This window comes from Paraburkholderia monticola, from assembly GCF_001580545.1.
Lineage (GTDB): Bacteria > Pseudomonadota > Gammaproteobacteria > Burkholderiales > Burkholderiaceae > Paraburkholderia > Paraburkholderia monticola.
In genome coordinates this window covers 570867-596814 of the sequence record NZ_LRBG01000039.1, presented here as the reverse complement: position 1 = coordinate 596814, position 25948 = coordinate 570867, and the positions used below count along the sequence as shown (strand labels likewise).

At 62.7% G+C, this 25948-nt stretch carries 25 protein-coding genes and 1 pseudogene; 7 read left to right on the top strand and 19 right to left on the bottom strand.

Annotation, left to right across the window (positions count from 1 at the left end; translation table 11 throughout):
* Positions 1 to 92: 92 nt before the first annotated feature.
* From CI15_RS33870 to CI15_RS33860, 3 genes are all read right to left on the bottom strand, one after another.
* Positions 93 to 1466 (bottom strand): metallophosphoesterase family protein, encoded by a 1374-nt coding sequence (locus tag CI15_RS33870; protein ID WP_062137772.1) that lies wholly within the window; start codon positions 1464 to 1466, stop codon positions 93 to 95.
* A 252-nt stretch (positions 1467 to 1718) separates the two neighbouring features.
* On the bottom strand, positions 1719 to 3011 hold the full coding sequence (locus tag CI15_RS33865; protein ID WP_062137769.1) for an NRAMP family divalent metal transporter: 1293 nt from the start codon (positions 3009 to 3011) through the stop codon (positions 1719 to 1721).
* A gap of 101 nt (positions 3012 to 3112) precedes the next feature.
* Positions 3113 to 3949, bottom strand: coding sequence for a class II glutamine amidotransferase (locus tag CI15_RS33860; RefSeq protein WP_062137766.1), 837 nt, complete (start codon positions 3947 to 3949; stop codon positions 3113 to 3115).
* Between the two features lie 238 nt (positions 3950 to 4187).
* On the opposite strand from CI15_RS33860, the gene CI15_RS33855 reads away from it, so the two are divergent.
* Entirely contained in the window at positions 4188 to 4862 is a 675-nt protein-coding gene (locus CI15_RS33855) for a SagB/ThcOx family dehydrogenase (RefSeq protein ID WP_062137762.1), read from the top strand.
* 30 nt (positions 4863 to 4892) lie between these two features.
* Positions 4893 to 5774, top strand: a complete 882-nt coding sequence (locus CI15_RS33850; RefSeq protein ID WP_062137758.1) for a hypothetical protein — start codon at positions 4893 to 4895, stop codon at positions 5772 to 5774.
* Between the two features lie 77 nt (positions 5775 to 5851).
* Here the strand turns inward: CI15_RS33850 and CI15_RS33845 are convergent, their stop codons facing one another.
* The 4 genes from CI15_RS33845 to CI15_RS33830 all read right to left on the bottom strand — a co-directional run bounded on the left by CI15_RS33845 (position 5852) and on the right by CI15_RS33830 (position 9347).
* Entirely contained in the window at positions 5852 to 6181 is a 330-nt protein-coding gene (locus CI15_RS33845; protein WP_062137755.1) for a hypothetical protein, read from the bottom strand.
* Between the two features lie 41 nt (positions 6182 to 6222).
* A complete protein-coding gene (locus CI15_RS33840; protein ID WP_062137752.1) occupies positions 6223 to 7530 on the bottom strand; it encodes a hypothetical protein in 1308 nt (435 codons plus the stop codon).
* 365 nt (positions 7531 to 7895) lie between these two features.
* A complete protein-coding gene (locus CI15_RS33835; RefSeq protein ID WP_062137749.1) occupies positions 7896 to 8726 on the bottom strand; it encodes a 3-oxoadipate:acetyl-CoA acetyltransferase in 831 nt (276 codons plus the stop codon).
* 363 nt (positions 8727 to 9089) lie between these two features.
* Positions 9090 to 9347, bottom strand: a complete 258-nt coding sequence (locus CI15_RS33830) for a hypothetical protein (protein WP_062137746.1) — start codon at positions 9345 to 9347, stop codon at positions 9090 to 9092.
* 323 nt (positions 9348 to 9670) lie between these two features.
* On the opposite strand from CI15_RS33830, the gene CI15_RS33825 reads away from it, so the two are divergent.
* Complete coding sequence (locus tag CI15_RS33825; protein ID WP_062137742.1) at positions 9671 to 10438, top strand: alanyl-tRNA editing protein; 768 nt, start codon at positions 9671 to 9673, stop codon at positions 10436 to 10438.
* Positions 10439 to 10817: 379 nt separating this feature from the next.
* On the opposite strand, the gene CI15_RS33815 is transcribed toward CI15_RS33825, so the two are convergent.
* The 9 genes from CI15_RS33815 to atzF form a co-directional block, all read right to left on the bottom strand.
* On the bottom strand, positions 10818 to 11555 hold the full coding sequence (locus CI15_RS33815; RefSeq protein WP_062137736.1) for a GntR family transcriptional regulator: 738 nt from the start codon (positions 11553 to 11555) through the stop codon (positions 10818 to 10820).
* A gap of 86 nt (positions 11556 to 11641) precedes the next feature.
* The gene (gene hpxZ / locus CI15_RS33810) at positions 11642 to 12046 is read right to left on the bottom strand and encodes an oxalurate catabolism protein HpxZ (RefSeq protein ID WP_062137733.1); all 405 of its coding nucleotides are present in this window, start codon (positions 12044 to 12046) and stop codon (positions 11642 to 11644) included.
* The gene (locus tag CI15_RS33805) at positions 12046 to 12708 is read right to left on the bottom strand and encodes a cysteine hydrolase family protein (RefSeq protein WP_062137730.1); all 663 of its coding nucleotides are present in this window, start codon (positions 12706 to 12708) and stop codon (positions 12046 to 12048) included. Before CI15_RS33805 ends, hpxZ begins: the two co-directional genes overlap by 1 nt.
* Before the next feature lie 39 nt (positions 12709 to 12747).
* Positions 12748 to 14361: an ABC transporter ATP-binding protein gene (locus CI15_RS33800; protein ID WP_062137728.1), complete on the bottom strand. Its 1614-nt coding sequence runs from the start codon at positions 14359 to 14361 to the stop codon at positions 12748 to 12750.
* A gap of 2 nt (positions 14362 to 14363) precedes the next feature.
* Positions 14364 to 15056, bottom strand: a complete 693-nt coding sequence (gene biuH / locus CI15_RS33795; RefSeq protein WP_062137725.1) for a biuret amidohydrolase — start codon at positions 15054 to 15056, stop codon at positions 14364 to 14366.
* Positions 15057 to 15124: 68 nt separating this feature from the next.
* Complete coding sequence (locus CI15_RS33790) at positions 15125 to 16051, bottom strand: ABC transporter permease (RefSeq protein WP_062137721.1); 927 nt, start codon at positions 16049 to 16051, stop codon at positions 15125 to 15127.
* Positions 16044 to 17198 carry an ABC transporter permease gene (locus CI15_RS33785; protein ID WP_062137718.1) on the bottom strand — a complete coding sequence of 385 codons (1155 nt, stop codon included), beginning with the start codon at positions 17196 to 17198 and terminating at the stop codon, positions 16044 to 16046. Before CI15_RS33785 ends, CI15_RS33790 begins: the two co-directional genes overlap by 8 nt.
* Before the next feature lie 30 nt (positions 17199 to 17228).
* A complete protein-coding gene (locus CI15_RS33780; RefSeq protein WP_062137715.1) occupies positions 17229 to 18326 on the bottom strand; it encodes a BMP family ABC transporter substrate-binding protein in 1098 nt (365 codons plus the stop codon).
* Positions 18327 to 18377: 51 nt separating this feature from the next.
* Entirely contained in the window at positions 18378 to 20210 is a 1833-nt protein-coding gene (gene atzF / locus CI15_RS33775; RefSeq protein WP_062137712.1) for an allophanate hydrolase, read from the bottom strand.
* Between the two features lie 566 nt (positions 20211 to 20776).
* Between atzF and CI15_RS33770 the strand changes: the two genes are divergently transcribed.
* A complete protein-coding gene (locus tag CI15_RS33770; protein ID WP_062137709.1) occupies positions 20777 to 21172 on the top strand; it encodes a tautomerase family protein in 396 nt (131 codons plus the stop codon).
* A gap of 12 nt (positions 21173 to 21184) precedes the next feature.
* On the opposite strand, the gene CI15_RS33765 is transcribed toward CI15_RS33770, so the two are convergent.
* Complete coding sequence (locus tag CI15_RS33765; protein ID WP_062137706.1) at positions 21185 to 22132, bottom strand: GlxA family transcriptional regulator; 948 nt, start codon at positions 22130 to 22132, stop codon at positions 21185 to 21187.
* 178 nt (positions 22133 to 22310) lie between these two features.
* Here CI15_RS33765 and CI15_RS33760 point away from each other — a divergent pair, with 178 nt between their 5' ends.
* From CI15_RS33760 to CI15_RS33750, 3 genes are all read left to right on the top strand, one after another.
* Positions 22311 to 23120 carry an SDR family NAD(P)-dependent oxidoreductase gene (locus tag CI15_RS33760; RefSeq protein ID WP_062137704.1) on the top strand — a complete coding sequence of 270 codons (810 nt, stop codon included), beginning with the start codon at positions 22311 to 22313 and terminating at the stop codon, positions 23118 to 23120.
* Positions 23121 to 23148: 28 nt separating this feature from the next.
* A complete protein-coding gene (locus CI15_RS33755; protein ID WP_241496020.1) occupies positions 23149 to 23508 on the top strand; it encodes a type 1 glutamine amidotransferase family protein in 360 nt (119 codons plus the stop codon).
* Positions 23509 to 23662: 154 nt separating this feature from the next.
* Complete coding sequence (locus tag CI15_RS33750) at positions 23663 to 24103, top strand: tautomerase family protein (protein WP_062137700.1); 441 nt, start codon at positions 23663 to 23665, stop codon at positions 24101 to 24103.
* A 10-nt stretch (positions 24104 to 24113) separates the two neighbouring features.
* On the opposite strand, the gene CI15_RS33745 is transcribed toward CI15_RS33750, so the two are convergent.
* Positions 24114 to 25079, bottom strand: coding sequence for a hypothetical protein (locus CI15_RS33745; RefSeq protein WP_062137697.1), 966 nt, complete (start codon positions 25077 to 25079; stop codon positions 24114 to 24116).
* 336 nt (positions 25080 to 25415) lie between these two features.
* Positions 25416 to 25906: pseudogene (locus CI15_RS33740) on the bottom strand (DDE-type integrase/transposase/recombinase).
* Positions 25907 to 25948 lie beyond the last annotated feature (42 nt).

Sequence of the window (25948 nt, the reverse complement as noted above, 5' to 3'; positions counted from 1 at the left end):
GAATGCTAGCTGCCGCCTTATCCTTGCTATTACGGTACGGATACAGGAATCTTTAGTGTGTAAGCGGCTGAGCGGAAACGGCCGCGCGCCCGTCAGCCTTTGCCGGCCGAGACTCGCGCGTACTCACGAATATGCGCGGCGAGTGCGGGTATGCCGGAGTCGCGAGCGATGTAGTGAGCCACCTGGCGGGTGGCCAGATCGATGGTCACCTGATCGTCCGGCGTTTTCGTGTTGGGTCCGTCGACGGCGGGATGGTATTCGATACGCAATTGCCTCGCATTGGCGACCAGCCGCAAATAGCCGTAGTTGCGGTCGTCGTAGCTTTCGAGGACAACGGCATCGGTATCTTTTGATGCAGCCTGAATCAACTGCGGCGCGCGAAGCGGCGGTTGTCCGTTGGTGGTGAGTCGCTGCACGCCGTGACCGCCATTGCCGCACACGATGTAAGGAATGTGCGTGCCATCGGCACGCGTTCGTGTAAAGCGCTGATAGTTGTGCGCGTGTCCCGCGAGATCGGCATGTGGCCAGATCCCGACCTCGTGGCAAACCGCATCGATCTGCCGTTGCATTTCGACGCTCCAGCCGTGACGTCCACGCGCCACATACGGAGGATGGTGATGTGCGAAAAGCAGCGCGCCGCGATAGTTTTCTTTCTTCACCCGCAGTAATGCCGCTTTCAGAAATTTGAGCTGAGTGTTGCCGATGTGACGGTCCGCGATCACGCCCGGATCTTCGAGCGTATTGCTGTACAACGCGATGATGCGCACGAACGGCGCTTCGAACGTGAAGAACACCCCGGGCTGAATTTGTGCCGTACGGGAAAGGTTGCCCGCATCGGGAGAGACCTGGAAGCGCTCGCAGCAAAAGTTTCTGAGAAACGCCTGCAGGCTCTTCTCATGCTGCAACGGCGACACCATGCCGTCGTGATTGCCGGCCACGGCGAGTATCGGCGCATGATAGTCGCGATACGGCTCATAGAACTGATCGTAGTAGTACTGGGCCTCGCCAAAGCTGTAGACGATGTCGCCCAGCAGAAAATTGAATTGCGGCACCTCGGCGGGATCCGCTTCGTCGAAGTCGCTGACCATCTTGTCCGACACTTCATTCTGGGTAGCCGGACCTTTAGTGTTGCCGCAATCGCCGGTGGCGTGAAACACGATCTGGCCGTTCGCGTTGATCGTGTCGAGCAGCGTCTGATCGTTGTCGATCACCTGTGCGAACGTCAGCCGGGGTTCGGTGCCGCCGCGCGGCGCAGGAAACGGGAGCGCCTTCAGTTTGTGCTCCCGGTTCAGTTCGTCGATGACCTTGTAGGCGGCGGCATCGGATGCGTGCCTGACCACGAAGGTTTGCGGATCCGGCGTGGGCTGCGGCTGCGAAAAGACAGGTGCTTTGAGAGTCCTGCCGTTGCCGTTGTCGTTGCGGTTACCGCGCGCGGCGGCGGATTCGTTCGAACGCTTTTTGGGCATGCCAAATTCTCCCTGATCGTCAATCGAGAGCGGCCGCGCGGCTGTCGGCAAAGTGTCAGCATGCGACGGTGCCGTGCCTGGCCAGGTGCACCGTTCAGACGAACGTAGCTCCAGGAAGTTCAGATCAGGTTGGCGTTTTGCAGCCCCGTTTTGCAGCCCCGTTTTGCAACCCGTTTGGCGCGTATATCGCAGCACCGCTATTGGGGAAGAAAGGCAAGCCGGGTTCGCGGCGGCATGCGGGCTCTCGGGCTCTCAGCCCGGCACGAACACGCCGACGGCCGCCACCGCCATCGCGAGCGTGGCCAGCCATCCTCCCCAGGCCAGCACGCCTTTGACGGCGAACTGCCCCATCACACGGCGGCTTCGCGCCATCAGCATCATGACGATCATGATCGGTGCCGCGGTCACGCCATTGATCACCGCGCTCCAGTACAGCGCGCGGATCGGGTCGAAATGCATAAAGGTGATGGCCACACCTCCAAGGATGGCCAGTGCGATCACCGCATAGAATTCGCGCGCGAGGGTGAGTTGCAACGCCAGACTGCTGCGCCAGCGAAAGCTGCCCGCGGCGGCGTAGGCGGCCGATCCGGCGAGGACCGGCAGTGCGAGCAGGCCGGTTCCGACGATGCCGAGCGCAAACAGCACGTAAGCAAAGCGCCCGGCAAAGGGCTCGAGTGCGCGGGCGGCATCCGCCGACGTTTTGACATCGATGTGATGCAGATGGAGCGTAGCGGCCGCCGTCAACATGATGAAGAAGGCCACGCCGTTGGAGACGCCCATGCCGACCCACGTATCAATGTTGATCCGCCGCAGTTGCGCGGGCGCCTCTCGCGGGACGCGGCGTAACGGCGCCTGAACTGGCGCCGAGCGCATTTCTTCGACTTCCTGCGACGCCTGCCAGAAGAACAGATACGGGCTGATCGTCGTGCCGAGCACGGCGACGATCGTGGTCAGATAGCCTGACGTGAGCGAGATGCGCGGCAGCACGATGGCGTGTGCGACTTCACCCCACGGGATCGGAACGATGAAGGCGACCGCGACATACGCGAGAAGCGATAGGGCGCTCCACTTCAGAATGCGCGCGTACCGGTCGTAGGGGACAAAAATCTGCAGGATGACAGAGAACACTCCAATGACGATGACGTAAAGGTGCTGCGGGCCATGCACCAGCAGGTCGACTGCGGCGCCCATCGCCGACAGGTCGGCGGCGATGTTGATGACATTGGCGATGACGAGCAGGCCGACCGCGCCGTATAGCAGCCATGCCGGATAGTGCATGCGCATGTTCGACGCGAGGCCCTTGCCGGTCACCCGGCCAATGCGCGCGCTCACGAGCTGGATGGCCGTCATCAATGGATAGGTGAGCAGGATCACCCACAGAAGCGCGAACCCGAACTGCGCGCCGGCTTGCGAATAGGTGCCGATTCCCGACGGATCGTCGTCCGCGGCGCCTGTGATCAAGCCCGGACCGAGCCGTTTGATCCAGGACCGCTCGACGGGGTCGCGAACCGAGGCTTCGGGCTCGATCAATTTATCGTCGTTCATGTGTGTCTCCTCACGGCAACACACAGCAAGTCGCGGGCCTGGCGCGTTCAACGGATGCTTCAGATCACGCAGGCGGTCCGCGTTCGGGGACCGCGCACAGTTCAGTCGGCCAGGTGCGGCTTGAACGGATATTGCCCAACTTCGCCGCCGCGCGCGACCACCGCCGTGCTCTCGGGAATCTCCTGCCAGAAGCCGGGCAAGTCCGCGAGCGGCTCGGATAGCACTAGGAACGCATTCTCGCCGGCCGTCTTGATGCGCTCGTCGTCGGGATACAACTCGAGCAGATGACGGAACGAGGTGCTATGAAACAGCGAACGCGACTTGCCTTCGCTCGAATAGCGGACGGCGACGATCTGCTCGCCGTCGGTCGCGCACACGGTCATGTTCAGCGGCTCGTCCACACCATGCTGGCGGCCGATGGCTTCGACGAAGGCGACCATCCGTTCGAGCGCGGTGACGGGCGCAAGCTCCAGCCCGAACGTCAGTGCGAGAAAAAACAACACCTCGGAATCGGTCGAGCCTTCGATGGATGGGAACAGATCGGGGTCGATCTTCACCATCAGATCGCGGCGCAGCGCCGGGTAGTTGCGCACCAGCCCGTTGTGAGCGAATAGCCAGCGGCCGTGGCGGAACGGATGACAGTTGGTTTCCTGCGACGGCGTGTCGGTCGCCGCCCGTATGTGCGCGACGAACAGCGGCGAGTGAATCGCCCGCGCGGCCTCGCGTAGATTGCGGTCGCTCCAGGCGGGCTGGATGCAGCGGTAGCGATACGGAATGTCAGTGGGGTGTCCATACCAGCCGATTCCGAAACCGTCGCCATTGGTGGTGGTCGCACCGAGCCGCGAATGCAGGCTTTGATCGATCAGCGAATGTTTGGTGTTGAACAGTACTGTTTCAAGCTGAACCGGATTGCCGGAATAAGCGAGCCAGCGGCACATGGTGGGTCTCCTGTCGGTTGCGCATGACAACGCTACACCACCTGCGGCCGGCTGCGGGGCTCTCTAGCGGTAGCGCCACGTTTGTAGGACCAAAGTCCGATTGAGGCAGACGCCGCGCGTGTCACCATACAAATCGCCGTTTACCAATCTGTATGCCGACCATCGAGGTCGTCCGACCAGGCACGAAGCGGACGTCGGCCTCGATTCCCCGTTTCGAATCCGCTCATGGAGGTGCTCCATGAAACGTCGTGAGCTATTGGTCGCGCTGGCCGCAGGCGCGCTTGCCGAGGGGGCCACCAGGCTGGCGCAGGGCAGCGAAGCGCAATACACCAACGAGATCGCGCTGCCTAAACCCAGCATCACCGGCACGGTCTCGCTGGAGGAAGCCATCGAAAAGCGCAGGTCCGTGCGCAACTTCGCGCCCAAGCCGCTGCCTGTCGAGGCCATCGGCCAGTTGCTGTGGGCCGGGCAAGGGATCACCAATCCGGACAACGGCAGGCGCGCGGCTCCGTCGGCCGGCGCTTTGTACCCGCTCGAGCTTTACGTGGTGACCGCGGCGGAGGTCATGCATTACTTGCCGCAGGGCCATCGGGCCCAGACGCGGGCCACGCACGACCTGCGCCCCGAACTGAGGGCCCTTGCAGTCAACCAGAGGTCGGTCGAAGAGGCGCCGGCCCTGCTCGTGGTGGCGGCCGAGCCGAGTCGGCTGACCGAGCGATATGGCGCGCGAGCCAATCTGTATGCCGATCTGGAGGTCGGCCACGCCACCCAGAACATGCTGCTGCAGGCCGTCACGCTCGGGCTAGTCGCCGTGACCGTGGGCGCGGTCGACGGCGCTCCGGCGGCGCGCAAGCTCGCGTTGCCTCACGGTCAGACCGTCGTTTATCTGATTCCAGTGGGTTATCCGGCCTGAGTTTCCAGGCGAAGCGCCCGAGGGGTCACGATGAGTTCGATTGAAATCCGCTTCCATGAGGCCATCCAGCGATATCTGGCGCAGGACAAGAAATATGAGCAGCGAGCGCCAATGGCTGAAGGTCCGGTTTTCCAGTTTCTGGAAGAATTGCGCACCCGTGACGAGGACCCCAACGAGATCCTGAACGAACAGGCCGACGCGGCGGAGCGGGAGATACGGGCTTTCCGTGACGTACGCGACCAGTTCACATCGTCCCTCAACACGGTCGTCATGAAACGGAACCAGATGCTCGGTTCGGGCGCCGTGCGGGATCTCTCGGAAGCGTTCGATCTGGGACCCCCGCCGCCCGCCGATGCGTCCGCCCTCGAAGTCGCCCAGCATGAGCTGAACAATCTGCGCAGGATGCGCGAACGCATGGCTACCGCGCATCTCGAAGTGGAGCGGGCGATCGGCGAGGCAACGGAAAAATCGATCTCCGCGCTCGACGCGGCATCAGCGCTGATCGGCATCAGACTGGCAACGCTCGACACCTTTCGTGAATCGCATTTGCTCAGCACCTATGACCAGCTTTGCGACAAGCTGAGCGGGGCCGTCGTCGAAGAGCTTCGAGACATCCTCACCGAGGAAATGCTGAAGCACGTCGCAGAGTATCTGCTCGTGCATGGACTCGATCTTGGCGCCGCGTTCGTTCCAGGTGCGACGTTCGGCATCCGAATCGCCTACGGTTTCATGGCTTTCACCAAAACCCCGCAGCCGCACAAGATTATCGGCGGAGGTGATTTGCTGTTTGAACTCCGGAAATTACTGAGCCGCGAACACAAGGTGCTCGACACCTTCAAACAGGACCTGGATCGCACCTTCGATCAACTGACGGCCATCGAGAACACGTACAAGACGCGGCCAGCGCCGTGAGACGCGGGATCGAGGACCCGGCGACTGCCGACCATCAGGCGTGAGCAGCAACAAGCAGCCCACAATCGAAGGAACGTCTACGCCGGTGTAAAGACGATCGCCCCACGCTCGGCAACTTGTGCGAAGGTCCGAACGAAGCGGTAGGTCTGTCCATCGATGACCAGTTCGTTCAGTCCGGACTGGGTGGCATCCAGAATCGCGTGGACCACGGCGTTCTGAATGGCCGCGTAGCTGATCAGGTCGGCATCCGGCTCGCCAGGCTCACCAAGGTAGACATCGCTATTTTCGCCTTGAGAGCGAACCAGAATCAGGCTCTTTCCTTTGTCCAGCGAAAGCTCCAGATATTCTGAAAGCGTCGACGCCGCCTCTGTGGCTGTATCGAGCGGGACGCGAGAGGTCGGATTCATGATTGGCCTTTATGGTCGTGCGTGGGACATCGCGAAGAAGATCAGTCCGGCAATTTCCCGGACGCACCATCCAGAATGCGAAGCTTGTCGCCGAGTTCGGGAAGAGGGTGGCCGGCGGCGCGAACCTCGTTGACGAGCCGATGCGCCGTTGTGCGACACTGGGCCAGCGTTTCATGCAGTCGCGGTTCGCTTTGCAGGCCAGCCACTGCCTTTTCCAGTTCGGGGGCGGATTCGCTCAGCAGGGCAGGAACGACCTCTTCCGGCGGAATCACGGACCCGTGTCCCAACAGCTGGGCGGTCCAGTGGCATTCATAGAGGAGCGTGCGCCGCTCGGCCCGTTTCGCTTCTTCCTGCTCCAGCATGGCGAGACTATGCGGGCTCCGTTGAATCGAAGCTCGCCAGGTGGCGAGGATATCGGCGCGTAATTTTCCGATTGCCTCTCCGAGGGACGTGCCTTGTCCGCCGGCCACGAGGCGGCGTTCGTCCAGTCTGTCGACGTGGTCCAGGTACCGTTCGAGGAAGGACTGCCAGTTCAACGGCAGTTCGGTCGTCTCGGAGAACGAGCGGCTCGTCTCATTGAGCTCGCTCCTGATGTCCTGAAGCGACTGCGCATCGGCAAGACGCGCTTCGAAGACCTCGTGGGCCGTCACCATCTGACGATGCAGAGGGAATAGCGGATTGTTGTGACGTCGTTGCAGATGTCGCTCGGCAGCGCCGGGATGAGCGCTCCATCTCCAGTGAGGCAGCGATTTGGCGTCGAAGTCGACCGCGTCTATCATCGGCCGGAATATCGACAGCCCCTCTTCCGTGGCATGGCGAAAACAGTCGGCGAGCTTGAAGTCATTGCCTTGCAGGCTGACGCCCTCGTTGCCGGCATAAGGCGAGTCCGGTGCAATCCGGAGCAAGCCGGTCGCCAGGAAAAACTCCGTCGGTAGCTCCACGGGCAAACCCTCCAGCCGGAAGCTGCGCGATTGCGCGGCAAGGGTCTCGACAGAATGCGCAAGGCGGTTTTCGAGGTCGAGGAGCGCGTCGATCCTGTCGCCGGACGAGGCTTGCGTGGCGTCGGCCAGCAGACAAAATGATTCGCGCACCATTTTTGCGGCGATCGAGCCGTGCTTCTCAGCAAAAAGCCAGAACCAGAGGGCGAGCTGATACCCTCGGACCCCGTTTCGGGCAAGCGGTTCGACCTCCGGCGCGAAGGTAATCCCAGTCGCGGCCCAGTTCGCAAACGGCGCCGCGTCGGTGCTCAGGTACATATCCAGAAGCTGTTTCAACGACTCGTGCGTACCGCTCGGCCAGATGCGCGTGTCGTCCTGCTGCTTCTCGGTTTTCCAAAGTTTCCATGCCATGTGGAACCTCGCCATGATGTGCGGGACACACCTTGGCAAGGATACTTGCACACTCGGTGGGGGGCGTAAACAGGCGCATGATCTTGCGACGCCGCAGAAGTCGCTGCGGGCCGCCGACGGCTGGAGCGGAGCAAAACGCTATCAGGGAGAATCAGTATTGGGTCGATTGATGCCGCCATGATGCAGGTTTTCTCCGCCTGCTTCACCCTGGTCTGGTACTACCACCATGCGGCTTTGGGGCACAAACAGATGTCACACAGGCGTGCGCGTGCCGCAGCGCAAGGGGCCCGATGCGCCACGAGACGAACGCGTGCTCCCGGGCGACGCCGGGGCGCACGCGTTGCGTCGTGCCGCGTGCTCTGGCTTCAAGCTTGAGGCAGGCCCAGCAGCTCGCGCGCCTGCGCGGCCGTCGCGACCGGGCGCTGATATTCGCCGCACAGCGACGCGACGCGTTCCACCAGTTGCGCATTGCTTTTCGCGAGCGTGTCCTTGTCCCAGCGCACGTTGTCTTCAAGGCCGGTGCGGGCATGACCGCCCATTTCCAGCGTCCAGTGGTTCACCTCCAGCTGATGCCGGCCGATGCCGGCTGCGGTCCACGTCGCGTCCGGCAGTAACGCCGAGAGCTGCTTGACTTCGAACTCGAGAATTTCGCGCCGTGCGGGCAGCGCGTTCTTCACGCCGAGCACGAACTGCACGTGCACTGGCGGTTTCAGTAGCCCTTGCTGCACGAGATCGACCGTGCTGTACAGCATCGCCAGATCGAAAATCTCGATCTCTGGTTTCACGTTGTGCTGGAGCATCATCGATGCGAGCGAACGGACGAAGTCGGGCGGGTTTTCATAAACGGTGGTCGGAAAGTTGACCGATCCCGTCGCGAGCGACGCCATATCCGGCGCGAGGTCGAGCATCGCGCCGCGTTGCTCGAACGACCGCCCGCGGCCGCCCGTCGAGAACTGGATGATGATGCCCGGGCAGTGCTTGCGGATGCCTTCCTGCAGCTCCGCGAAGCTCGAGCGATCGGAACTCGAATTCTCATTCTCGTCGCGCACGTGCAGATGGACCAACGTGGCACCCGCCTCGAACGCGCCCTGCGTGCTTTCGACCTGTTCGGCGATCGTGATGGGCACGGCCGGGTTGTCCTTTTTGCGCGGCACGGAACCGGTGATGGCGACGGTAATGATGCATGGCTTGTTCATGTCGATGGCCTCATAACGAGTAGAGGGGCGTCAGGTCCACGAGCGGCTGGAATCCAGCATGACCGTGCCGCATCATGTTGTCGAGCGGTTTGTTCGCCGCGTTTGAATTACATGATAGGAAGTGGATCGGGTCCGGGACGCGATTTCGACGTCATTTTCGGCGCTATGCGGGAAAACGAGTGGGGGCGTGGGGTGTGAGGTTGCTGTGTGTGGTGCGCTGCGGTAAGGACGCCGGCGCTGTTTCTCGATTGGTCAGAAGAAGTGTTCTGTGCGCTGTGACACGGCTTACGGTTGCTTGTCGTTTCCTTCCTGCCGAAGAAGAATGTTTTCAGCGAACGCTCCGGGATGCGGATTTCTGACTCATCACTCGCGGCGGTCCAGGCTCGCCCATCGGTAACAGTCGGGTTGGCGGGGAGATAGCGCGGGCGCACGGCGGATGAAGCGGCGATGCAGAATATCGATGGGAGGCTCGATGAGAAACACCCGCTCGCGCAGCGACTCGTCGTCGTGAAAGGCTTCGGGATTGTGGGTGCGCAGCGACAACACCATTGCATCGATCGCCACGATCCCTAGTTTGGCCGCCGCGCGCAATGCGGCACGTTGCTGGATAGTCAAATACATGTGGGTGTCCTGATGTATTTACTCTGTTATCCGCGGCTCTGCCGGTATTCATCCCCGCGGCGGCTGCGGTGCCAGCTGATATTGGATGCAGGGAACGCACCTGGCAACGGCGGCTAGTCCGGATTTCACCATCCTTAAAGAACTCCATGCGGTGGGCATGCTCACGTGTTGCTTGCGGGGGGGGGGGCGGGCTGTGTTCGGCGTGCCTGGCGCGCGACCTCACTACGCAACTGGCCTGCGCCTCATATCGGGAACTGTCTATTGCAGATGCAGGTACCTGTTTGGATACTCGATAGGGCTAGAAGGAATTCGAGGATTCGAGCATGAGACTCAACCGTCGCACGACAAAACTTTTCTACAACGACGCTTACCTCGCTGCGTGCGAGACACACGTAGTTAAAGTCGATGGAGCTTGGGTGGAGTTGGCTGATACGGTCGCTTATCCGGAAGGCGGCGGCCAGGATTCGGACCACGGTACGATCGCATTCCACGATGGAACAGTGTTGCGATTCATTCACGCGAAGAAAATGTACGGGCATGCGGCTGGCGTTCCCGGGTTCCCGGATATCCAGGTGGACGGCGTCGTGTTGCATCAGATTCATGCGGATGACCAGCACCTACTCGCGTGTCTGGTGCCGGAAACGCATGTGAAGGTCTCGATCGATGTCACGCGGCGAGCAGCTTTGTCTGTCAGCCATTCGGCGTCGCACTTGCTGTATCTCGCGGTCGGTCTCCACCGGCCGGACGCGGTCGCGGACACGTTGGGATGCCACATCAAGATCGGTGGAACGCGATTCGACTTTGGGGTCGACCAACGTTTCACCGCAGAGGACCTTGGCAAGATTCAGGAGACGGCGAACGAACTGGTGCGACGTGACCTCGCGATCCATCTCTCGGCGCATCCTGATGTACCCGACGCAAGGGTCTGGCACTGCGATGACCACGTCATTCCATGCGGCGGCACGCATATCGAGCGTACGGGTCTCATCGGCGAGATCACCGTTCGACGAAAGAGCCTCGGAATCGGGAAAGAGCGCATTTCGTGTGAATTCCCTCACGCGCACATCCAGACTGACCGGTACCACGTATAACGCTATGCAATCGAGCGAAGGTACGCTCGCAGCAAGCTACAACTTGTCGACGGACCTATCGGTCAAACTGGTGTGGCTGAATCGAAGCTGGCCGACTGAAGACAACGGCGAACCGAATACGGCGTTCGATGTCCACACAGGCCGTGGCGGTTGGCAAACATTTCGAACCACCGCTTCGGGTCTCAGTGGCGTCGCGCCGTTCGAACTCAGTGTCACTTACATGGGGTAAATGCACTCTTCGTGCGAAAGATGGCGGTTGGAGCCGCAAAGATCCAACTCAGCTACGGACCCTCTCACTGCGAGCCGGCAATCCCCGCTTCGAAAATCCTGACGCGCGGCCGGTCACGGTAAGCGACTGCGTCAATCCGCCAGCACAGCTCTAGCTCACGAACGGCAGCTTTTCATTGCGCGCTGTTGCGAGCATCGACAGCGTGATCTTGCGCACCTCCAGCTTGCTTTGCGTGATATGGGCGCGCAACAGGATGGCAGCTTCGCCAAACTTGCCACGATCGATGAGGTTGAGCATCTTTGAATGCTCGTCGTAAGTCGCGCTCGTGCGATGCGCCTTGAGAAAATCCAGTCGCCGCACGATGCGGATGCGCTCGGTCACCTCGTTATGCACGCGCAGCATTTCGTTGTTGGCCGCCGCGGTCACGAGACCGCGATGAAATCCTTCGTCCAGCAGGAACATCGTGGCCGGATCGCTTTCGCGCGCGCCCTCGTCGACGCACCATATGGCCCGCAGCGCGTCCATGACGTCGTGGGGAGCGCCGGAGAGCCGCTCGATCGCCGCCAGCTCGAGTACGATGCGCAGATCATAGAGCTGGTCGAGCCGATTGAAGTCGATCTCGCAGACTTTCCAGCCGCGTCGGAATCCCACTTCGAGATACCCTTCGCGCAGCAGGCGAAACAAGGCGTCGCGCACGGGGGTGCGAGAAACGCCGTAGTGCTGGGCAATGTCGTTTTCGGAAAAGCGGTCGCCAGGAAACAGTCGGAAGCTGAAGATGTCCTGCTTGATCAGCAGATACACCTGTTCTGCAAGCGGGTTCGCGCTATAGGCCACCTTCGCGCCAGATGCTGCTGAGGCTTCGGCAGCCACTTCGGGCAAGTCGTCCATGAGTCGGCTGTAGAAAAAGCATTAAGAGCTTTGCTGCGCATCGTCGCCATGTCGGGCGACGAAGGCCGGTTCCTTATTATCCGCCCTTAGACGGGCTCGATGAGGCTTACATGGGCAGCGACGATCGCCCAGCCGCCAAATGCATCAACGGGTTCGCGCAGGCGCGCCCAGGTCTGCATCTGGCGGCCCGTCAACGGTGTTGCGTCGCTCGTGAACTCGGTGCTCACCGTAGCGTAGTCGGTGCCGAACGTCGTTACCACGGTGCGATGCAACCGCCGCGAGCGCGGCACCGGGACGCACGTCTCACGCCAGCGGCGGATCGCCTCGCCACCATGCTGGATCTCGGCAATGCCGTAGCGTACGGTGTCGGGCGCATCCCAGAAGAGTGCATTCATCGTGTCGACGTCGTTGTCGACTAGCGCGCATTCATATGCCTCGAAAGCCGCTTCCACCTGTGCAACGATCTCGGGACGGTTCAGTTCCAGCGCCATCAGGCTGCCTCCAGCAGTGCGTCGAGCGGGGCGGTCCAGCCGACGATGCCGCCCTGCGAATGAATCATCGCAATCGTGGCGTCGCGAAACGCGGGAATGTAACTCGCCGTCGCATCCTCGATCAGCAGGCACTCGTAGCCCCGATCGTTGGCTTCGCGCATGGAGGTCTGAACGCAGACCTCAGTCGTCACGCCCGCGAACACGAGGTGCGTGATGCCTCGCATCGACAGCTCCTCGCCGAGCCGGGTCGCGTAGAACGCGCCTTTGCCGGGCTTGTCGATGACGAGTTCGCCATCGAGTGGCTTCAGCGTATCGATGATGGCGTTGCCGGGCTCACCGCGAATCAGGATCCGGCCCATCGGTCCGTGGTCGCCAATGCGCGCATTGGGCCTGCCACGCAGCCGTTTGGCTGGCGGGCAGTCGCCAAGATCAGGAGCGTGCGACTCGCGCGTATGCACGAGCAGCCAGCCCGCCGAGCGCGCATGTGCGATCAGCCGCGCGACCGTCGGCACGATGCCTGAAAGCAGCGAAACATCATTGCCCAGCGCTTCGCCAAAACCACCGGGCTCGATGAAGTCGCGTTGCATGTCGATGACGATGAGCGCCGTATGACGCGCATCGAAAGTGAACGGAGCGGGTTTCGCCCGCGCGACGGTCGTCATCGCTTTCGTTTCTCCTTTGTGTTGTCGCTAACGCGTTGCTCAGGCGCTCGCGTGCAGCACTGCCGGCTCAGACACCTGTGGGCTGGCCTCATCGCCATGACCGGCCATGTGACGCCCGAGCACCACGCGGTCGGCGTCGCTCGCCGCGGTCTCGTAGACGAGACGTCCTTCGGCCATCACGACGATGCGGTCGGCGAGCTCCATCAGTTCGTCGAGGTCTTCGCTCACGAGCAGGACAGCTGCACCGGCATCTCGCGCAGTGAGAATGCGGGCATGAATGTCCGCAACAGAAGCGAAGTCAAGCCCGAACACCGGATTCGCGACGATCAGGACGTTGACGTCCTGCCCAAGCTCGCGCGCCAGCACGGCGCGCTGCACATTGCCACCCGAAAGCGTGCCGATGGCGCGCTCGGGCAACGGTGGCCGCACGTTGAACTCTGTGATCAGGCGTTCGGCGCGCGAGCGCATGGCGCGACGGTCGAGCCACCATCCACCGCGCCGCAGCGGCGCGCGGTCGAAATCCCGCGACGCCATGTTCTCGGCCACGCTCATGCCCGCAACGCACGCGTTGCGCAGCGGCTCTTCAGGTAGCGCGAACACCCGCATGCGGGTCATCTCTTCGCGTGTCGCGGCATAGGGCGCGCCCTCTACACTCATCCCACCCGACTGAACCTTGCGCTGGCCAACGAGCGCTTCGATCAGTTCCTTCTGGCCGTTGCCCGAGATGCCCGCGAGCCCGAGTATCTCTCCTGCACACACGTCTAATGTTGCCTCACGCACGGCGGCGTGGCCGCGGTCGTCGACGACCGAGAGCTTCGATAGCGCGAGACGTACCGGCGCATCCGGCGAGCACTGCCGGCGCGCGAGACGTCGCTCGCCGGCGTCTTCGGCGGCGCCCTCACGCGTTTCGACGCTCGCGTCGCCACCCATCATCCACGCGGCCAGACGGTCACGATCGGTGTCGGCCACGGCACAGGTGCCGACGAACCGCCCCTTGCGCAGCACGGTCACGCTGTCGGCATAGGCCATCACCTCGCGGAACTTGTGCGTGATCATCAATACCGTGAGGTCTCCGCGCGAAGCAAACGCGCGCATCAAGCCAAGCACTTCGTCGGCTTCCTGAGGGGTGAGCACGGAGGTCGGTTCGTCGAGGATCAGGAAGCGTTGTTCCAGGTACAGTTGCTTGAGGATTTCGAGTTTCTGTTTCTCTCCCGCGGCGAGCGATGACACCGGTGCGTCGAGTTCGAGCCGAAAGGGCATGCGGCGCATGAACGCGTCGAGCGCGGCGCGCTCGGCCGGCCAGTCGATCTTCCAGGGCAGCTTGCCGCGCGCGAGCAACAGGTTCTCCTCGACGCTAAGCCCCGCCGCGAGCGTGAAATGCTGGTAGACCATGCCGATGCCGAGCGCCTGGGCATCGCGCGGCGACGTAATGTGCACCTCGCGACCGTCGGCCCGAATCGCGCCGTGATCGAGCACGCCGTAGCCGACGAGCCCCTTCACGAGCGTGCTCTTGCCCGCGCCGTTTTCCCCGAGCAGCGCGTGAACGGTTCCTGGCGCCACCGTGAGCGTGACGTCGTCGAGTGCGCGGAACGCACCGAATGATTTGCTGGCGCCGATTACCTCGACACCGAGTGCGCGCGTCGCGGTAGCCATGGTCAGCGCTCCAGGGCGGCGACGAGCGCCGCCGAATCGGAGACCGTGCCGAACACGCCGCCTTGCATCAGCACCATGTTCAGCGCGGCGGCGTGGTTGCTTCTGTCGGTCGCGCCACAGCAATCCGCCAGTAATGTGCATTCGAAACCGCGGTCATTCGCCTCGCGCATCGTCGTATGAACGCAGACATCGGTCGTGATGCCCGTGAGCACGAGATTGGCAATGCCGCGCGTGCGCAGGATCAGTTCGAGGTCCGTCGCGCAGAATGAGCCCTTGCCGGGCTTGTCGATGATGATCTCGCCAGGCAGCGGCGCGAGTTCGTCGATGATTTCCCAGCCCGGCTCGCCGCGCACGAGAATGCGTCCACACGGTCCGACGTCACCGATGCCCACGCCGTTCGTGCCCGCCTGTCGGCTGCGCCAGCGCTTGTTCGCGGGCAGGTCGGACAGATCCGGGCGATGTCCTTCTCGCGTGTGGATGATCGTGAAGCCGAGTTCACGCATCGGCGCGAGGACCCGCTTGATCGGCTCGATCGGTGCGCGGGTGAGTGAGAGGTCGTAGCCCATCTTGTCGACATAGCCGCCGTGGCCGCAGAAGTCGGTCTGCATGTCGATGATGATGAGCGCCGTGTTGTCGGGGCGCAGGTTGCCGTCGTAAGGCCAGGGATAGGGACGGGCTTCGAGGTAGCGGGTCATGTTGATTCTCCGTTGGCGCGCTGTGTGAGCGTCACACGAGGCTGAGATCGGTCAGGTGGCGCATGCGCTCACCGTGTCAGGCTCAGCTCGCCAGGTGCGCCCGCCAGCGTTCGATCGGGGCGGCAGTTGATGATCATGAGTGCGAGCGTCAGCACGTAGGGGGCGGCGTTGAAGAGGTAGTAGCCGCTCGTCACACCGATCGCCTGCAGGGCTGGGCCGAGTGCCCCGGCGGCGCCGAACAGCAGGGCGGCCCAGAGACAGCGCAGCGGCTGCCATCGTGCGAAGATCACCAGCGCGACGGCCATGAGACCCTGGCCGCTCGAGAGTCCTTCGTTCCAGCTGCCGGGATAAACGAGCGAGAGATAGGCGCCACCCACACCGGCGAAGAGGCCGCCCACCGCCGTCGCGATGACGCGCACGCGCGTGACGGGATAGCCCATCGCGCGGGCGCTCTCGGCGTTCTCGCCCACGAGCCGCAGCGTCATGCCCCAGCGCATCGAGCGCAGCCCCCACTGCAGGGCGACGGCAAGCACGACGCCAATCACGAACAGCAGGTTGATGTGCAGCGCGTTGTGCACTTGCGGCGAGGCAGCCCACGCGCCGAGATCGATCGACGGGAGCATCGGTGCCTGCGGTTCGATGAACGGCTTGCCGAGATAAAACGCAAGGCCGGTGCCAAACAGCATGAGTGCGATGCCGAACGCGATATCGGAAACACGCGGCAGCGAGCAGACGAGCCCGTGCAGGCAGCCGAGCACCAGACCGGCCGCCGCCGCCGCGAGCACACCGAGCCACGGGGACCCGAACAGATACGAGCCGGCGTATCCGCACATGGCGCCGGAGACGAGAATCCCCTCGAGGCCGAGGTTCACGCGGCCGCCCTTTTCGGTGAGGCATTCGCCGAGGCTCACGAACAGGTAGGGCGTACTCACGCGGATGGCTCCCGCGAAGAGCGAAAGCAGCAGCACCGCCACGGGCGAATGAAGGTCAGACATGGTGAGTACGCTCCAGCGAAACAGAAGAGGCGTCGAGCGCGGCAGCCTGCAGCCTCACGCGCCAGGTGGCAAGGCGAGGAGCCAGTGCTTCCCAGGCCAGTAGATTCGCGAACAGCAAGCCCTGCAGTACGAGCGTGGCGGCGTCGGGTAGATCGAGGCGTCGTTGCAGCAGGCTGCCGCTCGCCTCGATGCCGCCGACCATCAACGCGCAGACGATCACGGCGAACGGATTCTGCCGCGCCGCGAACGCGACGAGGATGCCCGCATAGCCGTAGCCCGAGAGCAGCGATGCATTCGCGCTGCCCTGCACGGCCGTCACTTCGAACATCCCGGCGAGTCCAGCCGAGGCTCCACCCAGCGCGCAGGCGGCGAGCGCAAGTTTGCCCACCGGCAGGCCGACGAGACGTGCCGCTCGCACGTTGCCGCCCGTCACCCGCATGGCAAATCCGAGCGTGCTGCGGCGTACGAGCACCCACGCGGCGAGGCATGCGAGCACGCCCCAGAAGAGCCCCCAGTGCACGTCGAGACCCGGCAGCGAACCGATGGTCATGGCGTCGGGAATGGGCAGCGTGGACGGCTTGTTCAGACTTGCGGGATCGCGCAGCGGTCCTTCGACGAGAAACTTGAAAACGGCGATGGCGATGTACGACATCAACAGGCTGCTGATGGTCTCGTTCACGCCACGCCATTGACGCATTGCGCCCACCGCAGTGATCCACAGTCCGCCCGCGAGCATGCCGGCTAGCGCCATCAAGGGAGTGGCAATGAACCAGGGCGTGGCGTGCGGCAGGCACTGAGGCACGATCGCCGCGGCGAGGCCGCCCAGCGCAAGCGCGCCTTCGCCGCCAATGACGATCAGACCGACCTGAGCGGGCAGCGCGACGCACAGTGCCGTGAGCATGAGCGGCGCGGCGCGCAGCAAGGTGTTCTGCCACGCGAACGACGAGCCGAACGCGCCCTGGCCAATGAGGCGAAGGGCTTCAGCGGCCGGCTGTCCCTGGACGAGCAGAAACGCGCCGAACAGGACCAGCGTGGCTGCGACCGCACAGAGCGTCGGCAACGCGGGCAACACGGCAAGCAGCATACGCGCAAGGGCTGCGGGCAGTCTTCGCGACTGCCCCTGAGCGGGAGAAAGGGAAGCGGACATCACGACTCCTCGCGAGGACACGAACGATCCTCAGATCTGGCCAACCACACCGGCAACCAGGTAATTCATGCTTTCGAGTGCGATGTCGGTCTGCGCGTAACTCGTGCCGGACGCAATGGCGCTGGCACCCTTGTTGTCCTTCATCGGCCCCTTGAAGATTACGTAGTCGCCCGCAACCATCTTCGCCTTCACGGCGTCGGCGTTGGTGCGGGCATCCGGCGTCACCTTCGCGCCGTACGGCGACATCTTCACGAAACCTTCGCGCAGGCCGCCACGCAGGATGTTCGGTTGCGGCTTGTTCGTCTGCGCATGGGTAACGAGGAGTTTGTAGGGCGTCGCCCAATCCCATTCGGCGCCGGTCAGATAGCCCTTCGGCGCCAGCGCCGCCTGGCTCGCGTGGTAACCGCAACTCATTGCGCCGCGCTTTTCCGCCGTCTCGATCACGACTTTCGGACCATCGACGTGGCACGTCAGCACGTCGCAACCCTGATCGACGAGACTGTTCGCGGCTTCCGCTTCCTTCACCGGCATGGACCAGTCACCCGTGAAAATGACGTGCGTCGTGATCGACGGATCCACCGATTGCGCGCCCAGCGTGAACGAGTTGATATTGCGCAGCACCTGCGGAATAGGCTTGGCCGCGACGAAGCCGAGCTTCTTCGTTTTGCTGGCATGGCCCGCCACGACACCGTTCAGGTACTGGCATTCGTCGATGTAGCCAAAGTAGCTCGAGATGTTGGCAGGATTGCCGCTCTTCCATAGGCCACCGCAATGCGCGAAGTGGACCTTCGGATATTTCGCGGCCATCTTCAGCACATGCGGATCGAAGTAGCCAAACGAGGTCGCGAAGATGAGCGTCGCGCCGTCCTGCTCGATCATTGCTTCCATCGTCTTTTGCGCGGCGACGGTCTCGGGGACGTTCTCCTCCTCGACGACCTTCACGTTCGGCAGCTTCTTGATGACGGCAGCCGCCTGCGCCTGAGCCTGGTTGTAGCCGTAGTCGCCGCGCGAGCCGACGTAGACGACGCCGACCGTCAGTGGTTCGGCGCCGAAGGCGAGATCGAACGGGAATGCGCTGCCGAGGGCGAGGGCGCCTGCCCCCTTGAGAAAATCGCGACGCCTGGTCATGGTTGGACTCCTCGTGAATTCGATTCGTTAGATTCAAGATTGCATAGCGATTCAGGCTTGTGCTTCGGCCGCTGTGGCAAGCCATGCGCGCCAGCCGCCGAACCCGGTAATGTCACGCGCGCCGCTGCCCGGGCCGACCCCCGAGGGCTCGCAGATAAAACCTTTGACCACGAGTCCACCGGCTGTCTGCACGCTGCCGATGCCGAGCGGTGCGGGCACCCGGGCAACAAAAGCGCCAAAGCTGCGCAGCGGCACTTCCCACAACTCGATCTCGATGGGCTGGCCAGCCTCGCGGGGCGTGTGCACCAGCGCCGGCTTGGGCGGTGACGTGCCGGCGAGCGCATAGAGGCGGTACTGCGCGGATGTGGTGGTGGTTTCGACGAAACGCGCAGCGGCTTCGAGCAGTTGCCAGCAGAGCGGCTGCCCTCGAAGATGAGCACCGACGACGGCGAGCGTCACAGTAGGCTCTTCGAACGGCAGTGGTCTGGCGGCGATGCGGGCGGCGTCGTCCGCCGCGGCGTGCGCCATGAAGAGCGCCTGGATCTGCGCGCCGAGTACGGCGAGACGCTGGTCGGCGCCCGCCGGGGCAATCAGCGTCACCCCCGCCGGCAGGCCATCGGTCCGGCGCACGGCCGGCACGGCGAGCGCACACAGGTCGAGCAGATTCACGAAGTTGGTGTAGACACCAAGCTGGCTGTTCGTGCGGATCGGGTCCGCGCGTACTTCATCGAAGGTCGGATGCGTCGGTGTGGTTGGCACGATCAGGACATCGACTGCCTCGAACAGCGCTTCGACCTCGCGGCGTAGTGCGGCGAGCGTGTACTGGCCGTTGAATGCATCGGCGGCGCTGTAGCTGTCTGCCTTCTCGATGACCTGCGCGACAACCGGATCGATATCGGCGCGGTGGGTTTCGAAGAAGGACCCGAGCGCTGCCCGTCGTTCAGCCACCCAGGGGCCGTCGTACAGGAGAGCCGCGGCTCGCTGCATGGGTGCGAATGGCACGCGCGCCGGCGTCAGCGCGAGGTGCGTTCCAATCGTGTCGAGCGTGGCGGCGAACGCCTGTTGCGCGTGTGCGTCCTCGAAGAAGGTCAGTGGCTCTGGCACGGCGAGACGCAACGCCGTATGGGTAAGCCCGAGTGATGGCACGCGGCGCGCATAACCATCCTCGCCGTCGTACTTCGCCATCTGTAGCAGGACTTCCCACGCGTCACCGACATCGTGCGCGAAGATGGATACGCAATCGAGGCTTCGGCACGCCGGTACCACGCCACGCTTGCTCACGAGGCCAGCCGTTGGCTTAAGACCCACGAGTTCGTTGAAGCCGGCGGGGACACGTCCGGAACCTGCCGTATCCGTGCCGAGTGCAAACGCGACGAGGCCGGCCGCAACCGCGACCGCCGAACCCGAACTCGATCCGCCAGAGATGTGCAGGTCGGATTCGAACTGGCGCACGCCGCCATTTGGCGAGCGCGTGCCAACCAGACCTGTCGCGAACTGGTCGAGATTCGTCTTGCCGATCAGGATGGCGCCCGCATCGAGCAGTCGGTTGACGACGAACGCCGAGGTGCGGGGCGAGTACGCGAAGGCGTCGCAGGCCGCAGTGGTCGGCATGCCGGCGACATCGATATTGTCCTTCACTGCGAATGGCACGCCGAAAAGCGGCATCCGCTCGAAGACGCCAGCGCCCAGGCGCGCGTGCGCTGCTTCGAGTTCGGCAGTGCGGCTGGCAAGATCGGCCGCACTCACGCGCGATAACCAGACCTCCGGACGACTGGAGGCCTCAGCCCTGGCGATCAACGTCTCGACAACCTGGCGGGGCGTCGTGCTGTGGCTTGCATAGGCGTCAAGCAGGGCGCGAACTCTGAAGCGGGCGTCTTTAGACATGAGTTCAATCTTGAATACAAGTTTGAACTCAAAGGAGCAGCAACTATGCCACTACTCGGATTGTGGCCTGAAATCCTTACCTGACAAGGGGTTCCGCGCGGCGCGGACGCGGAGTAGGGGGCGTGCCTCGATGCGGCGTTGATCCGGTATGGGTCGCAAATGTGCCCGTGCTGGTGCATGCATCCCCCACATCGTGCAGGACCTCGAAAAAGGTCTTCAAGTGTCGAGGAGTGCTTCGCATCGCGCTATTCCCGGCGGCGGACCCTCCCGAATTATGACGCGACCTGAAGCGCAGTCGACGGAGACTTGCTGGCTGCGATCGCGAACTTCACGAAGTCGGCTATCGGCGTATCGGCGCCGAACTTCTCGAGGTCAGGCGTCAGCTTTGCGCTGCCATCAACTGCCATTCGACCACCGAGGACCTAGCGTCTGGTGAATTCCTGCCCGCATAAAGTGATCCTCAGCGAGCAAACGCGATCACTCACGTGTCCGGAAACCTTGCGCATCTGACATTGGAGAGGCTCCACGTCCAGTGAAAAATGGGGCTTTCAAGGAGTGTGACGACCATGCCCTATTTACAACTGGACGTAAACGACCACTATTCAGTCGGCGACAAGCGGCGCCTGGCGCTGAGGATGAGCGAGACGTACGCGCGAATGATGTCCGTTGACATCAGACGTATCAGCGTCGCGATTCGAGAACTCGGAGACGGCGGTGTCTGGCGGATTCCCGAAACCGGTGAAGAGCCCACTCCGGTCGCAGTCATGATGCTGGACATCAGAAAGGGCAGGACGCCCGAACTGCGAATGGACGTGGCCAAAGCGCTGTGCGCCCACTGCATCGAAATTCTCGGCCTGCGCGAAGACCGGCTCAACGTCGAATTCACCCAGCATTCCGGGGATGAGATGTATCACCCGGCGCTGGGCGGCTATAGCCCGGAGTGGACGCCGGGCGAGCAGTAAGGCGAACTACGCTTAAAGCGCAAAGGGAGTGACACCCGACGCCCGCTGTATGGTTTGTGGTGGCTGACCGAATGCACGCAGGAACGCCTGACGCATCCGCTCCCGGTCACCAAAGCCTGTCTCTCTCGCGACGATCTCGATCGGGTGACGGGTCGTCTCCATCATCAGACGAGCGGCTTCAACGCGAAGCCGCTCGACTGCCTTGGCGGGCGATTGACCCGTTTCCTCACGAAACACACGGCTGAACTGACGCGGACTGAGCCGTGCCGCTTCGGCCAGCCGCTCGACCGACAAATCGCTCGCCAGGTTTTCGCTCGCGTAGGTGAGTGCCATCTGAACGCGGTCCGAGCGCGCGCCCATCTCCAGCAGCGCCGAAAACTGGGACTGGCCGCCACCGCGCCGCTGATACAGCACGAGCTTGCGCGCGACCATGCGCGAGGTGTCCAGCCCGAAGTCGTTTTCGACGATCGCAAGCGCGAGATCCACGCCGGCGCTCATGCCGGCCGACGTCCAGATCTGTCCATCCACGACGAAGATGCGGTCTTCTTCGAGCTGTATGTTCGGATACTGCTTCTGGAAGTCACGCGCGTGGAACCAGTGTGTCGTCGCGCGCTTTCCTTCCAGCAGACCTGCAGCAGCCAGAACAAATGCACCCGTACAGATCGACGCAATACGCCGTGAATGGCGCGGTGCTTCCCGAAGGAAATCCACCAGCGCGGTCGAGGGAAGGCGGCATTCGTTGTCGCCCGCCACGATGAGAGTGTCGTAGCCCTCTTTGGCAAGTGGTTCGCTATGAACCGAAAACCCCTGGGACGAAGCGATCGGTCCACCGTGCTCGGACACGATGCTGAATTCGTAGGCTGCTTCGCCGCGCAGCAGATTGGCGTATTCGAAGACGCTCGCCACTGCGAGCGCGAGCGACTGGAAGTTGGGATAGACGACGAGTCCGACGCTATGCATTGATGCCTCGCGAGTCATGGCTTGATTCATTGAAGGTAGCACGGAACGGACAACGGTGCAGATGAATGAGTGGCCGAAATCATTGCATATATGGCATTGATGTCGTTGGCGGCCGCGCTCAGAATTCGCTCCATGAACCGACGCTGTGTTGGTTCACCCCCCACTCAAAGGACTGAAAATGACTTCCTCTACGAACGGTTTCGCGCTGATTACCGGCGCATCGGCTGGCATTGGCGCCATCTACGCTGATCGTCTCGCCAGGCGCGGCTTCGACCTTATTCTGGTGGCACGCAACCAGACCCGACTGAACGCTCTCGCAGAGCGTCTTACGAAAGAGACCGGCCGCGCGATCGAAACGATTGCCGCCGATCTCAACGACAAGGCTGCGCTCGCGAAAATCGAGACCCTGCTTCGCGAAGACCCGCGCATCACGATGTTGGTGAACAACGCGGGCGTCGGATCGGTCGCATCGGTTCTCGACGGTCACGTCGACTCCATGGAATCGATGATCAACCTGAACATCACGGCGCTGACGCGTCTCACCTACGCGGTTGCGCCTGCGTTCGTCGCCAAGGGCTCGGGCACGATCATCAACATCAGCTCTGTGGTCGGCATTGCAGTCGAGTTGCTGAACGGTGTGTACAGCGCCTCGAAATCGTATGTGCTGAGCTTCGGTCATGCGCTTCAGCGCGACCTCGCAGGCAAGGGCGTGCGTGTGCAGACCGTGCTGCCGGCAGCGACGGCAACCGAGTTCTGGGACGTCGCCGGCTATGCGAAGCAAAAGGAAGCCGCGAGCACGATGACAGCCGACGATCTGGTGGATGCCGCGCTCGCGGGCCTCGATCAGGGTGAACTCGTGACCATCCCGACGCTGCACGATGGTGACGACTGGACGAAGTGGGAAGCCGACCGTCGCGCGCTGGCTCCCCGGTTCGCAAATGCCAAGGCCGCGCCGCGCTACACGTCGAACGTCACGACCGCCCAGTAAGCCCGCCAACTTATGCCACGGACCCATCGTGCTGCTGTCCACGCTGAAGGACCCGGACGCCTTCGTCGCATCGACGATTGCCAATGAAGCTAAGGCGAATTCGCTCGCTGCAGGGTGGCCGTATGCCGGTTATCGCATGACCGTACTCTCCACGGGCGAAGAGCAGCCACTCGAAGGCCAGAACGGTCTCGGCGGCAATGTTCGCTTCTATGCGGTGAATGCATTCGCAGAAGCGGGCGCGCATGTCGATACGGTCGCGAACTGGCACAGCAACGTGGTCGTCGATCGCGAACTGATTACGGGTCAGCAGCCGATGTCGGCACCGGAATTCGGTGACGTCCTCGATCGATGGATCGGTGACGCTGAATGGGTCACAATCTGTCGATAGCAAGGTGAATTAATTCCGAGTTACCGATTTTCCGGCGCGGAAACAGATACTTGAGATATCGCGTCAGGGCAGTGAGGGAAGAGGCGTATCTATTGCCCTAATTTCGAGATTTGCGAATCCGCATCGTAGCGTGCAATCGCGACAGGAGAGCAGCATGCCAACTTATACCGTAATGACGGCCGCTGGGCGACTTACCGATCCGCAGAAGCGGCAGATCGCGCGAGACATTACGCACGTGCACAGCCAGGCGACCGGCGCGCAAGGCTTTTTCGCGCAGGTGATTTTTCAGGCCATTCCGGCTGGCGATCACTTCCTTGGCGGAGCACCGCTCGTGTCGGATCAGTTATTCGTTCATGGACAGATCCGTGCGGGCAGAAGCGCGGATCAGAAAAGGGGTTTGCTCGAAGCTCTCGTCACTCTTGTCGCAAACGCGACGGGCGCCGAAAAGCGCTCCGTTTGGGTGTATCTCTCTGAGTTACCGCCGTCCCAGATGGTTGAGTACGGTAAGGTGTTGCCCGCACCGGGAGCCGAATCGGAATGGATCAATTCAATGCCGGAAGCCGATCGCGAATTCCTTCTCCGTATTGGGAGATAGTTGTCTCCACTCAAGGGCGCACCGCGCCAATCACGCGTGGTGCGCCTGCGGGCCCGGCGGGATCGGGATTGCCGAATACCGGAAGGCTGCCGTCCTCGCGCGCGCGGGCGATCTCCGCGCGGACCTGTGCGCGCGTCTTCGGGCCGCTGTCCGGTTTCGGCAGTGTGTCGGTGGATGGCGCGGGTTGCACGACGCGCGGCGGCAACGCGGTTTGCGCGCTCAGTTCGGCGGGGGGATTGGATGGCGTCGTTTGCACGGCTTGCGTCGTCTGCTGCATCGCCTGTGACGCGTTGGGTGCGTTGAGGGCAGCGGACGCAGTGGGAGCATTAGCCGCATTGGCCACGCTCTCTCCAGGTTTCAGTGCCGGCCGCACATCGACAGGCTGACTTGAAACGGCCTGCGCGTTCGCAACAGATACACTCCCGCTCGAACCGCCATCGTTGCGAGCGCGCGCCTTCACCGTTTCCGTCGGACGCCCGCTCTTTGCATAGCTCGATGCGCGATTCCAATGCTCGTGCGCCGCACTGCGGCTACCATGCGAATCGCCGATTTTCAGCGGCGTGGACGAAGGCGGCAATGTTCGCGGCACCTCACTGGCCTGCGCCGCCGCGAGCGCGCGCTGGTCCCGAACCGCCTGCGCCTGAATCTGCTTTTGCAGATCGATCACCGGCTCTTCGCGCTCGTGTGCCGGCCGTACCGCATTCAGTTGCGCCCGCGCGGCGACAACGTCGTCGCGCAGCAGGCTGTTGCGCGCCGCCTGTACACGAGCGGCCACGCTCGCGGTCGAATCGAGGCCAGCCGCGACCGGGCCGCGCGTGATCCTTCCGCTGATGATGTCGCCGCGTGACGAACTCGTCGAGTCGCCGCCATGCGTCAAGCCGAGCTCGTAGGTCGACAAGGAGTCGTCTTTCGACTGCGATACATACGCATAGCCGCCAACGGCGAGCGCGCCGACAACCAGACCTGTGAAGATCATTTTCCTTGGTTCGCTATGCAAGACCAGTCCCCTTCCCAGCGTGGACGCGCGCGTCTACGTGGAGCAGACGCACCCGGATTCATCAGAGGGTTGGTGGCGATCAATGCACTGGATGCCGCCATCGCGACCGCGACTTCCGGCCGGACAAATCACATACGAAAGTGTGCGCGAACTGGATGCAGCTGAATCCAGGTTTATGCTCCGCAAACGGCGAATCGTCGGATTCTGGCGGCCATGTGTCCGAAACAGCCAGCCGCTTAGGCGCAAACCCACGGCATGAACGGCATTGTCAACTTGCCGATTGCGAGACGGCATGACGGCATATGCGACGACATGTCAGAAGGTAGTCGACGGATTTTGGGCGAGCACGGCGAATTCGCGCCATGCAACGAACCGGGCCGCGAGTTGTTTGCGATAAAGTGAGGCGCTCAGCAGGTGCCACTTCAATGCGAAATGTTGCCGGATCGGCCCGAAACACGATAGGAATTCCTGCGTGCGTTTCGGGTCGCGAAAGCCGCGCATGCGACGCTCGCGTTCGCGTGTTGGTTGGTGGCTGTTCTCCGCGCGGATGTTCAGGCGGGCGGCCGCTTTGACGAACACATGCTTCACGCTCGCCAACTCTAGAATTTCGGCCTTCGCGGCCGGATAACCTCGCAGTTGATCGGTGACGACCTTGCGCGGCATCGGGCTCGAGCGGAGCACACGTTTGAAGAACGCCTGGCTGCGGCCTTGTCGCGCCGCTTTTGTAGCAGGATGTCGAGTTCGGCGCCGTGCCCGTCGACCGCACGCCACAGCAGGTACGGTTCGCCACGCAGCGTGACGAACATCTCGTCGAGGTGCCACGTGCCACCCGGCTTGGGTCGCGCTGC

Excerpts from the sequence above, each read along its gene's own strand:
- CI15_RS33870 (WP_062137772.1), bottom strand. The coding sequence starts at position 1,466 with ATGCCCAAAAAGCGTTCGAACGAATCCGCCGCCGCGCGCGGTAACCGC.
- CI15_RS33865 (WP_062137769.1), bottom strand. The coding sequence starts at position 3,011 with ATGAACGACGATAAATTGATCGAGCCCGAAGCCTCGGTTCGCGACCCC.
- CI15_RS33860 (WP_062137766.1), bottom strand. The coding sequence starts at position 3,949 with ATGTGCCGCTGGCTCGCTTATTCCGGCAATCCGGTTCAGCTTGAAACA.
- CI15_RS33855 (WP_062137762.1), top strand. The coding sequence starts at position 4,188 with ATGAAACGTCGTGAGCTATTGGTCGCGCTGGCCGCAGGCGCGCTTGCC.
- CI15_RS33850 (WP_062137758.1), top strand. The coding sequence starts at position 4,893 with ATGAGTTCGATTGAAATCCGCTTCCATGAGGCCATCCAGCGATATCTG.
- CI15_RS33845 (WP_062137755.1), bottom strand. The coding sequence starts at position 6,181 with ATGAATCCGACCTCTCGCGTCCCGCTCGATACAGCCACAGAGGCGGCG.
- CI15_RS33840 (WP_062137752.1), bottom strand. The coding sequence starts at position 7,530 with ATGGCATGGAAACTTTGGAAAACCGAGAAGCAGCAGGACGACACGCGC.
- CI15_RS33835 (WP_062137749.1), bottom strand. The coding sequence starts at position 8,726 with ATGAACAAGCCATGCATCATTACCGTCGCCATCACCGGTTCCGTGCCG.
- CI15_RS33830 (WP_062137746.1), bottom strand. The coding sequence starts at position 9,347 with ATGTATTTGACTATCCAGCAACGTGCCGCATTGCGCGCGGCGGCCAAA.
- CI15_RS33825 (WP_062137742.1), top strand. The coding sequence starts at position 9,671 with ATGAGACTCAACCGTCGCACGACAAAACTTTTCTACAACGACGCTTAC.
- CI15_RS33815 (WP_062137736.1), bottom strand. The coding sequence starts at position 11,555 with ATGGACGACTTGCCCGAAGTGGCTGCCGAAGCCTCAGCAGCATCTGGC.
- hpxZ (WP_062137733.1), bottom strand. The coding sequence starts at position 12,046 with ATGGCGCTGGAACTGAACCGTCCCGAGATCGTTGCACAGGTGGAAGCG.
- CI15_RS33805 (WP_062137730.1), bottom strand. The coding sequence starts at position 12,708 with ATGACGACCGTCGCGCGGGCGAAACCCGCTCCGTTCACTTTCGATGCG.
- CI15_RS33800 (WP_062137728.1), bottom strand. The coding sequence starts at position 14,361 with ATGGCTACCGCGACGCGCGCACTCGGTGTCGAGGTAATCGGCGCCAGC.
- biuH (WP_062137725.1), bottom strand. The coding sequence starts at position 15,056 with ATGACCCGCTACCTCGAAGCCCGTCCCTATCCCTGGCCTTACGACGGC.
- CI15_RS33790 (WP_062137721.1), bottom strand. The coding sequence starts at position 16,051 with ATGTCTGACCTTCATTCGCCCGTGGCGGTGCTGCTGCTTTCGCTCTTC.
- CI15_RS33785 (WP_062137718.1), bottom strand. The coding sequence starts at position 17,198 with ATGTCCGCTTCCCTTTCTCCCGCTCAGGGGCAGTCGCGAAGACTGCCC.
- CI15_RS33780 (WP_062137715.1), bottom strand. The coding sequence starts at position 18,326 with ATGACCAGGCGTCGCGATTTTCTCAAGGGGGCAGGCGCCCTCGCCCTC.
- atzF (WP_062137712.1), bottom strand. The coding sequence starts at position 20,210 with ATGTCTAAAGACGCCCGCTTCAGAGTTCGCGCCCTGCTTGACGCCTAT.
- CI15_RS33770 (WP_062137709.1), top strand. The coding sequence starts at position 20,777 with ATGCCCTATTTACAACTGGACGTAAACGACCACTATTCAGTCGGCGAC.
- CI15_RS33765 (WP_062137706.1), bottom strand. The coding sequence starts at position 22,132 with ATGCATAGCGTCGGACTCGTCGTCTATCCCAACTTCCAGTCGCTCGCG.
- CI15_RS33760 (WP_062137704.1), top strand. The coding sequence starts at position 22,311 with ATGACTTCCTCTACGAACGGTTTCGCGCTGATTACCGGCGCATCGGCT.
- CI15_RS33750 (WP_062137700.1), top strand. The coding sequence starts at position 23,663 with ATGCCAACTTATACCGTAATGACGGCCGCTGGGCGACTTACCGATCCG.
- CI15_RS33745 (WP_062137697.1), bottom strand. The coding sequence starts at position 25,079 with ATGATCTTCACAGGTCTGGTTGTCGGCGCGCTCGCCGTTGGCGGCTAT.